Here is a 12,362-nt window from a genome sequence, read left to right on the forward strand (position 1 = left end):
ATGAATAACGTCGGGCAGGTTGAAAAGAAGACGCAAAGCCGCGTGGTCAAGCTGTTTCAGGACAGGCTGGGCTATGACTATCTTGGCAACTGGATCGACCGCACGGCTAACAGCAACATCGAAGAGGATTACCTGCGCCCCTACCTGACCGCCAAAGGCTACACCCCCGCGCTGATCACCAAGGCCATCGCACACCTCACGAAAGTGGCGACCGACCAATCCCGCAGCCTCTATGACATCAACCGCGACATCTATGACCTGCTGCGCTATGGCGTGAAGGTCAAGGCAGAGGTGGGCGAGCAGACCCAGACCGTCTGGCTGATCGACTGGGCCAACCCCGCCGCCAACCATTTCGCTATCGCCGAAGAGGTGGCGGTCAAGGCCGCAACATCTGACGGCAAGACATTTGGCAAGCGCCCCGATGTGGTGATCTATGTGAACGGCATCGCGCTGGGCGTGCTGGAATTGAAACGCTCGACCGTGTCGGTTTCGGAAGGCATCCGCCAGAACCTCGACAATCAAAAGCCGATGTTTATCCAGCGGTTTTTTACCACGATGCAGATGATAATGGCGGGCAATGACACCGAGGGCCTGCGCTATGGCGTGATCGAGAGCAAAGAGAAATACTGGCTGAACTGGCGCGAGGAGAACCCCGCCTATCGCGACGGGATCGACGCCCGCGATGCGCGCTATCTGGGGGATGAACCGGGTTTGTCGCCGCTGGACACGGCGCTGCTGCGGCTCTGTGCCAAGGACCGGTTTCTGGAGATGATCCACAACTTTCTGGTTTATGACGCGGGTGCAAAAAAGACCTGCCGTCACAATCAGTATTTCGGTGTGCGTGCGGCGCAGGAAAAGATCAGGCGGCGCGAGGGCGGGATTATCTGGCACACCCAGGGGTCGGGCAAAAGCCTGACGATGGTGTGGCTGGCCAAGTGGATACGCGAAAACGTCAAAGGCGCGCGGGTGCTGGTGATCACTGACCGTACCGAATTGGACGAGCAGATCGAGAAGGTGTTTAAGGGCGTCAACGAGGACATCCAGCGCAGCAAAAGCGGCGCGGACCTGATCGCGCAGTTAAACGCTGAGGCACCGTGGCTGCTGTGTTCGCTGATCCACAAGTTCGGCGGCAAGGACGAAACCGATGCCGATGTGGGCAGCTACATCGAAGAAATGCGCGCTGCACTGCCCCGCGATTTTCGCGCAAAGGGCGATCTCTATGTCTTTGTAGATGAATGCCACCGCTCGCAAAGCGGCGATCTGCACAAGGCGATGAAGGCGATCCTGCCGAACGCGATGTTCATCGGTTTCACCGGCACGCCGCTGTTAAAAGAGGACAAGCAGACCAGCCTCGAAGTATTTGGCCCCTATATCCATACCTACAAGTTCAACGAGGCCGTCGCCGATGGTGTTGTGCTGGATTTGCGTTATGAGGCCCGGGACATAGACCAGAACATCACGTCGCAGGACAAGATCGACAAGTGGTTCGAGATCAAGACTCAGGGGCTGAACGATTTGGCCAAGGCGCAGCTGAAGGCCCGTTGGGGCACAATGCAAAAGGTGATGTCGAGCCAATCGCGCCTTGAGAGGATTGTCGCGGATATCCTGTTGGACATGGAATTGAAGGATCGCCTGAAGAGCGGTCACGGCAACGCAATGCTGGTGTCGTCGAGCATTTATCAGGCGTGCAAGTTCTATGAGCTGTTCGACAAGACCGATCTGGCGGGCAAATGCGCAATCGTCACGTCCTACAAGCCGACCGCGAGCGATATCAAAGGCGAGGAAAGTGGCGAGGGTCTGACCGAGCGGCTTCGGCAATACGACATTTACACCAAGATGCTGGGCGGTCAGGAAGCTGAGGCATTCGAAAAGCAGGCCAAGAAGAAATTTATCGACGCGCCAGGGCAGATGAAGCTGCTGATCGTCGTGGATAAGCTGCTTACCGGGTTCGATGCGCCGTCAGCCACATACCTCTACATCGACAAGAAGATGCAGGATCACGGGCTGTTCCAGGCGATTTGCCGGGTCAACCGTTTGGACGGCGACGATAAGGAATACGGCTACATCATCGACTACAAGGACTTGTTCAAAAGTCTTGAGACCTCGATCCAGGATTACACGACCGAGGCTTTTGATGGGTATGACAAGGAGGATGTGGCGGGTCTGCTCACCGATCGCCTGAAGATGGGGCAGAACCGTTTGAATGACGCGCTGGAAGCGGTCCGGGCACTTTGCGAGCCAGTCGAGACCCCTCGGGATACCCATGCGTATCTGCAGTTCTTTTGCGCCAAAGACACATCGGACAAAGACGCCCTGAAGGAGAACGAGCCGAAGCGCCTGGCCCTTTATAGGCTGGTTGCATCGCTTTTGCGCGCCTATGCTGAGATCGCAAATGAAATGGGTGAGGCGGGCTATTCTGAAAGTGAAACGGGTGCCATAAAGGCGGATGTTGATCATTTCGAAAAAGTCCGAAACGAGGTGAAGCTAGCTAGCGGAGACTACATCGATCTCAAGATGTACGAGCCCGCAATGCGGCACTTGATCGACACCTATATTCGCGCCGAGGAAAGTGAACTTATTTCCAAGTTTGATGACATGTCGCTGATTCAGTTGATCGCGGAGCGCGGTGTCGATGCGGTGGAAGCTTTGCCAGGAGGAATACGAAAGAACAAGGAAGCGGTCGCCGAAACCATTGAAAACAACGTGCGCAAGTTGATCATCGATGAGACGCCGATCAATCCGAAATACTATGAAAAGATGTCGGACCTATTGGACGCGTTGATCGCACAACGAAAGACCGACGCGATCAACTACGAGGCTTATCTTGCAAAGATCGTTGAGTTGACGAAACAGGCAAAGAGCCCGGAGACGACAACGTCATACCCGACGTCGGTCGACACTCCGGCAAAAAGAGCCTTATTCGATAACCTCAATGAAAATGAGGAATTGGCTATAGCAGTCGACGCGGCCATTCGGGCGACCAAGAAAGACGCCTGGCGCGGCAACCGGTTCAAGGAAAAAGAAGTACGCAACGCCATCAAGGCAAACATCGCCGATCCTGCCTTGGTCGACCTGATCTTTGACCTGGTTCGAAATCAGCATGAATATTGAAGGGTACCAGATTACGGTTGGCGGAATTGAAGTCGACGTTGTCCGAAAGCCGATCAAGAACCTTCACCTTGGCGTTTACCCGCCGAATGGGCGCGTGCGGGTCGCTGCCCCGGTGGGCGTCAACGATGAGGCTGTGCGCCTAGCCGTTGTCACGCGCATGGGATGGATCAAACGCCAGCAGGCAAAGTTCGATACACAGCCCCGGCAAACCGAGCGATCCTATGTGTCTGGCGAGAGCCATTTCTTTTTCGGTCAACGCTATCGCCTAAACATAATCGAGGGTGCCCGTGCTGGTCGTGTTCACATCCGCAACAGCCGGACGTTAGACTTGTATGTCAGGTCGGGGGGGGGTCAGGCAACGCGAGAAAGAGTGCTCCAGAGCTGGTATCGCCACGAGCTAAAAACGCGCGCGGCTCCCTTGATGGCAACTTGGTCGGAATCGTTCGGCATTTGTCTTCCACAATGGGGGATCAAGCGAATGAAAACCAAATGGGGTACCTGCAACATCGAGGCGAAGCGGATATGGCTGAACCTTGAACTTGTGAAGAAGCCGCCGCAGTGTCTGGAATACGTCATTGTGCATGAATTGGCGCATTTTTTTGAACGAAACCATTCGGATCGGTTTGTGGCTCTGCTTGATCAGAAGTTACCGATTTGGCGCATGATCAGGGATGAGTTGAATACCGCACCACTCGCCCATGAGCATTGGAATATGTGATGGTGAAATCCCAGAGCGCATGAGTCTTGAAGAATTCATAGAGCTGAATTCAGTGGACGACAATACGATGCTTGACACCATACTTCCCGCTGGATCGGTGGTCAAACTCAAGGTCTAGTTGCAAGATACCCTACAACTCAAACTGCCGTGCCAAATCCAACGTCTCTTCCTCCTCAACACCAAGATAAAGCTGTGTCGATGCGATACTCTTGTGACCCAGCATGATCTGGCAGGCACGGATGTCCTGTTATCCAATATATTGGATAACAGGACATTTTTCTGCTATTAAGAGTTTCAGCGTTCAATACATTGAGAACAGTATGAAGTTTCTGGCGGAAATCGGCTTGTTGATCGGCCTCAGCCTTGCCACCGCGGCGCAGGCACAAGATCGCCCTTTCCAGCTCGTGTGCTTCGAGCAGGACGGCATGACCGCCAGCCTGAACAAAGTCGTGAACGCCCAGCAGTTCCTGCGCAATGATAGTATATTGCAGAGCGGCAGCTGCGCTTTTGCGCAACTCCCGGCAGGGTCAACCGCGCGGTTCATCGACATACACTCAAGCCCTCAGGGCTTCCTGTACCCGATCTATCGCGTGACCTACGCGACAACGGGTCAGCGGATGTACGCAGCGGACGGAGTTTTCCGGGCGGATCAGTGGAAGGTGCGCCGGATCAAAGGATCAGCGGTTCAGTTGATCACCCCGGTTTCCTGCGGTGTGCTGGATGGGTACGTTCAAGCGACCAACAGAGTCCCGAAGTATATGTTTGTTCCCGAATTTTGTGATGTGGAGGTGGTACAGTGAAACAACTTTTGGCTTTCACCGTGTTGTCAGCCGCTCTTGCTGTCGCGCTCACTCCCGCTGCGTTTGCTGATGAAAAAGAGGCGAATATTGCTGCCTTCGAGGCAGCTGGCTTCACTCTCGTCAACGAAGACTGCGCGGATACGCAGTTGTTTAATGAGTTGAGCTGTTATAGCAAAAACACCCCGTTACTCATCGCACCTGGCGAACGATACGTATATGGTCGGACTTATGAAGAAATTTTGATGATCAACCCTGGTATTCAAGACTACTTGGTTGATGGCTATTTGCCGCCAAAGCATTGGATCGCGACTGACGAACCGACAGTCGATTAGTTGGTCTTGGAAACAAGACAACACTGCGCTTTCCCTACAACTCAAACTGCCGCGCGAGGCTCAACGTTTCTTCTTCCTCAACCCCAAGATAGAGTTGTGTTGACGCCAGCGACTTGTGCCCCAGCATGATCTGACACGCGCGCAGGTTGCCCGTCTTGCGATAGAGGTACGCCGGTCGGGAGCGGCGGATTGAATGGGTGCCGTAGAGCTCGGGGTTTAGGCCAGCGTAGCTGACCCACTTCTTGACCAGCTTGAGGTACGCCCGCTCGCTCAGCGGCTTTTCCGGGCCACCACGCCGCTGCATAGCCGTGAAGAGCCAATCTGTTGAAAGCAGGTCTTCAGCATCGATGTGCCGTGTCAGCAATGTCCGGGTGTCGCGGCTCGGTTCAAACACAATCGATGTCTGGCTACGCGACTTGGTCTTCGACGGCTGCACCCGCACCTTGTCGCGCAACTCGCCAGAGAGCATCACATCGCTGACCTTGAGACGTACGAGGTCACTCCCCCGCAGACAGCTATCAATCGCCAGTGCGAACAGTACCTGGTCGCGCAACGGTGCTCGTTCTGCCAACACGCCTCTGATCGTCGCCACCTGACGAGCGGTCAGAGCCGGTTTCGGGCCGACGATCTTGCCCTTGTTCCAGGCTGTTTTTTGTTTGGGTTTTTTGGCCATAAACAGTTCCGCTTTTAACCATTATACCCCTAAACCGGAACCTGCGCGAGCCCTTGCAGTGGAAAGCCTATATTTTTAACGGGTTAGCGAGAGAAAAGGAGTTCCGCTTTTAACAAAAAGCGGAACCTGTTGCATCTCGCTGAAAAGACGGCTGTGCTGGTGTTATGTCGTTAAACTAGGAACTCTTCGTTCCTAGGTATTGCTTTTAAAGCAGAATGAGGCAACAATTTTGAGATAGAGTCTACACATTTTGAGAGATCGCTAACATTTTACGGGTTATACTTCGGTCAAATTTCATCGCATTGTTGTTGGTTACCCTCTGTGCGCCAGTATCGGCGCATGAACGGACGTTGGTAATCTTTGCCGACTTTGCCTGCACTGACAACGGAGCGGGTGATCCTGATGACTGTCTGGCGGTAGAAGCGCTTCGGCGCACAGACACAGTTCACATCCTCGCAGTAGTGGCCGCAGGAGGAAACGCCTCGGCGCAACGCTCATACGATCTGGGACTTTCCAAGTTTCCCGATCTCTTGGTGTTGCCGGGGTCTCGGCCGAGAACAAAGCGAAGTGCCGCGACACACCAGCGAGTAACTAGGCTAATCGAACAGGGCCGGGGTGATGTAACCTTTTTGGTGTTGTCACCTGCTACTGACCTTGCAAAGCTGATCGGGAGCTACCCGACAGTGCTGAAACGCACGCGTGAAATCGTGTTTGTCTCTGGGCGTTCACCGGGTGATCGATTTTACGCTAAATCTGGCGGCAAAGAGGTGCGGGACATGAACTACGTCAAAGATCGGCTGGCATACAAAGCGGTGTTGCCGCTGCTTTATGATAAAGGCATCAAAACCACCTTCGTCGGATTTCGGGCAGCGATGAACACCACTGTGCCCAACAGCTTTATGCCGGTGGGTTTTGCCCAAAAAGCGCAACAAGCTTGGCACCGCAAGACACGGTTTTGGTTCGGTACTAGATTGCCCCCGTTTGATGTGGTCGCGGCAATGGCAGTCTCGCCATATCACAATCGTTTGCGCTGCCGTTACGTGAATATCAGGGCCGGAGATGATCTTATTCTTTCCTCAACCCAGCATTCTTACTTCACCTTCTGTGACTGAAGAAGATTCTGATTCCATGAACGTCCAAACATCTCCCTGATAGAATGGTAACGGCGCAAAACTGGCGACCAACCACAAGCTCGAACCGACAAACCGCTTCTCATGCTTGATAGAGCCACAATCAGAGAATAATAAGTCCGGTCTGAACAACCGCCAGGTATTTGATTTTGTTTATAAACAGGTCGATTCTGTTGGGCGTTAATTGCAGGGTTTGGTATCATCTCGGCAGGAACCCTGCAATTTCGAGCCACGATATGAAGCCGAGAAAACGTCCTCCGGAACAAGACGATCTCCTGCGCTCCCGCCTGGTGGAGATGATCGACATGCGGCATGAGCTGGTGAAACTTGCCGCCCTGATCGACTGGGAGGTCTTCGAGCGGGAATGGGCTGGGTTCTTTCCGTCCCATACGGGTCGCCCGGCGAGCGAGCCGCGTTTGGTGGCCGGGCTTCTTTACCTCCAGCATGCCTTTGCGCTCTCGGACGAGGTGGTCGTGGCCCGGTGGGCGGAGAACCCATACTGGCAGCATTTCTGCGGTGAGATGTTCTTCCAGCACCGTCTGCCGATTGATCCGTCCTCCCTGACGCGCTGGCGCCAACGGATAGGCGAGGAAGGTGTTGAGTGGATGCTGACCCAGACGATCGAGGCCGGAAAGCGCACTGGGGCAGTGAAGAGCAACGACCTCAAGCGGGTCACTGTCGATACTACGGTGATGGAAAAGAATATTGCCCATCCTACCGACGCCCGGCTCTACGAGACGGCAAGGTGCAAACTGGTCGGGCTGGCCCGCGAGGCCGGGATCGGACTGCGGCAGAACTACAACCGTCTCGGGCCCCGTTTGGCCGTTCAGGTCGGGCGCTATGCCCACGCCCGCCAGTTCAAGCGGATGCGCAAGGCGCTGCGTCGGCTCAAGAGCTATACCGGGCGCGTGCTGCGCGACATTGAGCGGCAACTGGGTAAAGTTCCGGACGGGGCGCTGAAGGGGCGCCTGGTAGAGATGATCGCGTTGGTGAACCGGCTGCTGGCGCAGAAGCTGAAGGACAAGAAAAAGCTCTACAGTCTGCACGAACCGACGGTGGACTGCATATCGAAGGGCAAGGCGCACAAGCGCTACGAGTTCGGGACCAAAGTCAGCGTGGCCACAACCAATAGGGGCGGCTTTGTGATCGGAATGCGGGCGCTGCCCGGCAACCCCTATGACGGTCACACGCTTCACGAGGCGCTGGAGCAGATCGAAATCCTGACCGATCAGAGACCACAGATGGCCTTCGTCGATCGCGGATACCGGGGCCATGGGGTCGAGACTGTGAAGGTCTTCATCAGTGGAGCCCGGCGCGGCGTCACCAGAACCATTGCCAAGCTCCTTCGACGGCGCAGTGCGATCGAACCGATGATCGGCCACATGAAGACCGACGGTCGACTAACGCGAAGCACCCTGAAAGGAACCGACGGCGATGCCCTCTTCGCCGTGCTCTGCGGCTGCGGCCACAACATCCGCATGATCCTCAGACACCTGAGGGAGGTTTTGCGTCAGCTTATCTCGCTGATCCAACTGACCTGTATGATCTTTGACGCCGAAATGACGTACGGCCGAAGAGACCACGTCGACAAAATTGCGGCCTGAAAGCGATGTTCAGTGCGGACTAATAAGCATCCCAGGTGTTTAGTTCTTATGGAAATGATTTGTTGGGGTATGCGTTATAATTTTTGTTAGTGCGGCTATGAAAATAGAAGTAACTGCCATCATCGCGACGATAGAATTTGTAATCGGTGGAACGGCCTGAAACCGTGCCATCGCTAGCCAACTGGTACTCCCAAACGCCAGCGGGCTCACTCGTTCCAAACCTCTGGTAGGTGTACTGACCATTTTTTTGGAAGAGAAATGCCCCGGACTTTGAATGCCATGGCGTCCCGACGAAGGTCTCCAAAACTTGGTTTGCGTTCAATTTTTCTGCGGCCAGACTCCATGCAGGAATAACGGCAAACGCCACTGCGGTTAGAGCGCAAGTGACTCCACTAGAAGCCATGAAATTTTTCATTATAAGCATCCTTCTTTTTATAGATTTAAGTCTTCCACGATTGTTTTAGGTTTGAAATAGAAATTTGGGATGTTCGCCTCCTTAGCGGATATTCCCCGATTAGAACACCTTCTTCTGGATGCTGTCGCTATTTTGCGCCCAGATCAAGTCTCTTGGAAACGCTATGCTGTGATGCGGGCATCTAATCTGTGATCTGAGGACGACTTCCTGTCACGGGGCGTGGGTGATCCGGCTTTCGATCCTTGGCCGAAGACATTGACACCACAGCACCGGCAGGCTTGTTCCCTGTCTCTTCGTCAATCGCTCCTCGCCCTGTCTTGCGCCGCCACAAACCCCATTCAAAACCTAAGCGGTTCTTGACGGTTTTTGTCACCCCCTGTGTTAGCGGACATTAGTGCATCACGCAGCATCGGGAAAAATGGGCTCAGACCTGCCGTTTGAGCCTAGATTCTGCTTCTAATCAAAAGCGGGACTAGGCCAATTCTCGGCTGGTTGGCCAAAAACGTGCCAAAACCTTCGGGATTGAGCAGGGGGTTTTGGGCATCGAAACTCGATGATTTTGAGTTGGGCGGGCAGAGCGTCCGAAACCCACCGGTTTCTGGACTGTTATGAGGTCCGCTTTAAGCGGATGAAGGCCCTACTAGAATTCTGGTGGGGCCTTCATTTTTCATGACCAGAGCATGGTTTACTCATACGCCCCGGCAACTATATCAAATTCGCAAGATGAATGCCCGCTCCCGATTTTTTAAAATCCCCTAGCGGCAGATAAACGTGACGTTCTCGTTGTTGCCTTTGTACCGCCAAACCCCCTGAAAGGCGGGTTTGCCACTCTGGGTAGCGCCAACACTCAGATTTGCTAGGGTCGCTGCATCAATGTAAATGGTATTACCATCCTGGGAAACCTTCTTCGCATTGTAATTTCCCCATCGGTAAGACACCGGCTCGCTGCCCTGTACCACGATGGTGGCTGTCTTCCCCGAAATAGAGCCCTTGTAGGTGCAATCCGCCATATTGCCAGCCACTGCGGGCGCTGCGAGTGCAAAAAGCGCGGCACTTGCTGCTAGAATGTTACTTCCTCGGCTCATAAAGTTCTCCTGATTTCAAAAAATAGCGATTTATTCAAGTCAACATTCTCCAAGTAGAATGTATTATTTTAACACTGTCACTTTTTGTGGCCCGGTCAACCCTCTTGGCACACTGAGCCGTGGCTTGGGCGTCAGATGGTGTATTTTAACAACCTTACTTGACCTGTTCCTTAAAACCGTTTTCACGCAACCTTTGCGCGATCTTCGCTCTGTGCAAGTTGCTTCTCATAACACCCACTATTGGGCTGCTAAGCCTTGCTACCGTCAGCACTCTTGGTGACACTTCTGCTTTGCGCAATCGGTGACATTTCTGAATGGCGTTTACATGTGCTGACCTATAATTCATCTCTGTATCTCAGCTCTGCCGCCGCCCCAAGGTTCCGCTTCTAATGAAAAGCAGAACTGAGACAGCTCCCGGCCGGTTGGTCAGAAACGTGTCAAGAGCTATGGGGTTGTGCACGGGGTTTTTGGGACTGGTAACTCGTTGATCTTGGGTCGGACGGGCAGGGTGCCCAGAACCCACGGTTTTTGGCGCTCAGGTTGCGTCAGGGGGGGGCAGGAGGCAGTGCAAGCTAGACTGTCGACGTGCCCGGTAAAAACGTCTATTTTAAGAAACTATACCGCTTGGGCAGCTACAGCGAGGCTCTGAATATGCCGACCCGCAAAGAGCTACTTGAGGACCTAAACGATAATGTTGAAGGGCTGTCAGGAGAGATTCTCGACAGTGCCGAGGCCTACAGCAACAGCGCAGATCGTATTGCCGAAGCGAAAGAGAAGCACGGTCGCAGCATCAAACGTGCAGCGAGCGATATAGAGGGCGGCTTGGTCGTGAGCGGTGTGCTGCACCTGCTCGGCGCGGTGTTCGGTGCAGCGGCTCAGGCCGCACCGCTGATCCGTGAGAACAACATCGAGGCCGCACAGCGCATTCAGATCATCGGCTCAGTTTTAGATCTCATCGATGCGCAAGGGCCGCTCGATTATGAGTATTTAGTTAAAAGATCCTACGCTCAGGACACGCGAAAGGGCGATCGCCGTACGCTGATCAACGGATTGATCTGGGAGGGCATCCTCTACGAAGAAGAGGTTGACGGGGTAATGCTAGTCCATGTCGCTGATGACAGCGACGCCCTTGAAGCCTATTGGGACTGGCTTGACAAGATGGAGGCAGCCTTCGATGAAACAGAAACAGGTGGCTGATCAGGCAGTACAGTGCAGCGCGGCCGCACGCTGACCCAAAACGGTTCGAGTGTGCCGCATGGATCAGCATGGTCGTCCCCCGTCCCGAATATCCTCAGAACTGATCTTGCCATGAAGAGGGCAGATCGCCGAGGGGAAATGTGATCATCCGGGATGGAACAGTTGGGGAACGTCTGATCAACGGGTTCGGCTGCGTCGAGATTATGGCTTGATGGTCTTGGAAGGCGTGAGACGGGTTGTTTGCGGCCGACTAAGCGGCTTCAGGGCCGCCATTTCGGCGGTTTGGCGTATTCTGGGCAGACTCGTCCTCATGCCATCAGTCTCCTTCGCACCAGGAACAGGTTTCCAAGCGCGAACAGCGTGAAGAGCTGGGCGCGGTTCTTGGCGAGGCCCCGATAGCAGGTTTTCATGTGGCCGAACTGGCGCTTCACGATCCGGAACGGGTGCTCGACCTTGGCCCGCACCATAGCGATCACCCGGTTGATCCGTTCGTCGAGGGGATGCAGCTTGCCGCCTTTCGGGCCTTACGCATGACGCCCCAGACCTTGCCCGGCCCATTGAACGCGGCCTCGCGCTCGGCGCTCACATATCCTTTATCGGCCCAGACGGAGGTCTCGTCACCATGCAGAAGGTCATCCCACACTTGGCTGTCGTGGAGCTTGGCTGTCGAGGTGTCCAAGCTGTGAACAACGCCGCTGTCGGCATCTACGCCAATGTGGGCTTTCATGCCAAAATACCAGTCGTTTCCCTTCTTGGTGGACGACATCTCGGGGTCGCGCGCGCCCGCCTTGTTCTTCGTCGACGACGGCGCGTCGATGATCGTCGCATCGACCAACGTGCCCGAGCGCAGCGTGATGCCCTTGTCGGCCAGATGCGCGTTGACGTCCGCAAAGATCGCCTCGGTCAGCCCGTGCCGCTCCAGCAGATGACGGAAGTTCAGGATCGTGGTCTCGTCCGGAATGCGGTCGTCACCCAGCTCGATCCCGGCGAACCGGCGCATCGCCTCGCTGTCGTAGAGCGTCTCTTCGGCCATCGGATCGCTGAGGGCATACCAGTTTTGCAGGAAGTAGACCCGCAGCATCGTCTCCAGCGGCATCGGTGGGCGGTCGCCCTTCGGCCCGGCCTTCGGATAGTGCGGGGCAATCAACGCCAACAACCGCGACCATGGCACCACCGCATCCATCTCGGCCAGGAACTGTTCGCGCCGCGTGACCTTCTTCTTCATTGCATCGCGCAGGCCGGGAAAAGCGGGCTGTTTCGACATCGGCAAGGCTCCTCGAAAGCGTTACCGAAGCCT

The 12,362-nt window shown here is 54.8% G+C and carries 10 protein-coding genes and 1 pseudogene; 7 read left to right on the forward strand and 4 right to left on the reverse strand.

Annotated elements, in window-relative coordinates; all coding sequences use genetic code 11:
• The 4 genes from BMX04_RS16200 (at nucleotide 1) to BMX04_RS16215 (ending at nucleotide 4,961) form a co-directional block, all read left to right on the forward strand.
• Nucleotides 1-3,111 carry a type I restriction endonuclease subunit R gene (locus BMX04_RS16200; RefSeq protein WP_074787934.1) on the forward strand — a complete coding sequence of 1,037 codons (3,111 nt, stop codon included), beginning with the start codon at nucleotides 1-3 and terminating at the stop codon, nucleotides 3,109-3,111.
• A complete protein-coding gene (locus tag BMX04_RS16205) occupies nucleotides 3,101-3,829 on the forward strand; it encodes a M48 family metallopeptidase (protein ID WP_074787935.1) in 729 nt (242 codons plus the stop codon). Before BMX04_RS16200 ends, BMX04_RS16205 begins: the two co-directional genes overlap by 11 nt.
• 320 nt (nucleotides 3,830-4,149) lie before the next feature.
• A complete protein-coding gene (locus tag BMX04_RS16210; protein WP_139194590.1) occupies nucleotides 4,150-4,629 on the forward strand; it encodes a hypothetical protein in 480 nt (159 codons plus the stop codon).
• Complete coding sequence (locus BMX04_RS16215; protein ID WP_074787937.1) at nucleotides 4,626-4,961, forward strand: hypothetical protein; 336 nt, start codon at nucleotides 4,626-4,628, stop codon at nucleotides 4,959-4,961. The genes BMX04_RS16210 and BMX04_RS16215 overlap by 4 nt, the downstream gene beginning before the upstream one ends.
• Nucleotides 4,962-4,995: 34 nt before the next feature.
• On the opposite strand, the gene BMX04_RS16220 is transcribed toward BMX04_RS16215, so the two are convergent.
• Entirely contained in the window at nucleotides 4,996-5,634 is a 639-nt protein-coding gene (locus tag BMX04_RS16220; protein WP_074787938.1) for a tyrosine-type recombinase/integrase, read from the reverse strand.
• 533 nt (nucleotides 5,635-6,167) lie between these two features.
• Between BMX04_RS16220 and BMX04_RS16225 the strand changes: the two genes are divergently transcribed.
• Together BMX04_RS16225 and BMX04_RS16230 are read left to right on the forward strand one after the other, a co-directional pair.
• Complete coding sequence (locus tag BMX04_RS16225) at nucleotides 6,168-6,746, forward strand: nucleoside hydrolase (RefSeq protein ID WP_338101075.1); 579 nt, start codon at nucleotides 6,168-6,170, stop codon at nucleotides 6,744-6,746.
• A gap of 254 nt (nucleotides 6,747-7,000) precedes the next feature.
• On the forward strand, nucleotides 7,001-8,368 hold the full coding sequence (locus tag BMX04_RS16230; protein ID WP_074787940.1) for an IS5 family transposase: 1,368 nt from the start codon (nucleotides 7,001-7,003) through the stop codon (nucleotides 8,366-8,368).
• 46 nt (nucleotides 8,369-8,414) lie between these two features.
• On the opposite strand, the gene BMX04_RS19150 is transcribed toward BMX04_RS16230, so the two are convergent.
• Both BMX04_RS19150 and BMX04_RS16235 read right to left on the reverse strand, forming a co-directional pair.
• On the reverse strand, nucleotides 8,415-8,783 hold the full coding sequence (locus BMX04_RS19150; RefSeq protein WP_139194591.1) for a hypothetical protein: 369 nt from the start codon (nucleotides 8,781-8,783) through the stop codon (nucleotides 8,415-8,417).
• Between the two features lie 755 nt (nucleotides 8,784-9,538).
• On the reverse strand, nucleotides 9,539-9,868 hold the full coding sequence (locus BMX04_RS16235) for a hypothetical protein (RefSeq protein ID WP_074787941.1): 330 nt from the start codon (nucleotides 9,866-9,868) through the stop codon (nucleotides 9,539-9,541).
• Nucleotides 9,869-10,492: 624 nt separating this feature from the next.
• Between BMX04_RS16235 and BMX04_RS16240 the strand changes: the two genes are divergently transcribed.
• Entirely contained in the window at nucleotides 10,493-11,065 is a 573-nt protein-coding gene (locus BMX04_RS16240) for a hypothetical protein (protein ID WP_139194592.1), read from the forward strand.
• A gap of 308 nt (nucleotides 11,066-11,373) precedes the next feature.
• Here BMX04_RS16240 and BMX04_RS16245 read toward each other — a convergent pair.
• Nucleotides 11,374-12,329: pseudogene (locus BMX04_RS16245) on the reverse strand (IS5 family transposase).
• Nucleotides 12,330-12,362 lie beyond the last annotated feature (33 nt).

This window comes from Roseovarius tolerans, assembly GCF_900109855.1.
GTDB classification, from domain to species: Bacteria; Pseudomonadota; Alphaproteobacteria; order Rhodobacterales; family Rhodobacteraceae; genus Roseovarius; species Roseovarius tolerans.

Excerpts from the sequence above, each read along its gene's own strand:
- BMX04_RS16200 (WP_074787934.1), top strand. The coding sequence starts at position 1 with ATGAATAACGTCGGGCAGGTTGAAAAGAAGACGCAAAGCCGCGTGGTC.
- BMX04_RS16205 (WP_074787935.1), top strand. The coding sequence starts at position 3,101 with ATGAATATTGAAGGGTACCAGATTACGGTTGGCGGAATTGAAGTCGAC.
- BMX04_RS16210 (WP_139194590.1), top strand. The coding sequence starts at position 4,150 with ATGAAGTTTCTGGCGGAAATCGGCTTGTTGATCGGCCTCAGCCTTGCC.
- BMX04_RS16220 (WP_074787938.1), bottom strand. The coding sequence starts at position 5,634 with ATGGCCAAAAAACCCAAACAAAAAACAGCCTGGAACAAGGGCAAGATC.
- BMX04_RS16230 (WP_074787940.1), top strand. The coding sequence starts at position 7,001 with ATGAAGCCGAGAAAACGTCCTCCGGAACAAGACGATCTCCTGCGCTCC.
- BMX04_RS19150 (WP_139194591.1), bottom strand. The coding sequence starts at position 8,783 with ATGAAAAATTTCATGGCTTCTAGTGGAGTCACTTGCGCTCTAACCGCA.
- BMX04_RS16235 (WP_074787941.1), bottom strand. The coding sequence starts at position 9,868 with ATGAGCCGAGGAAGTAACATTCTAGCAGCAAGTGCCGCGCTTTTTGCA.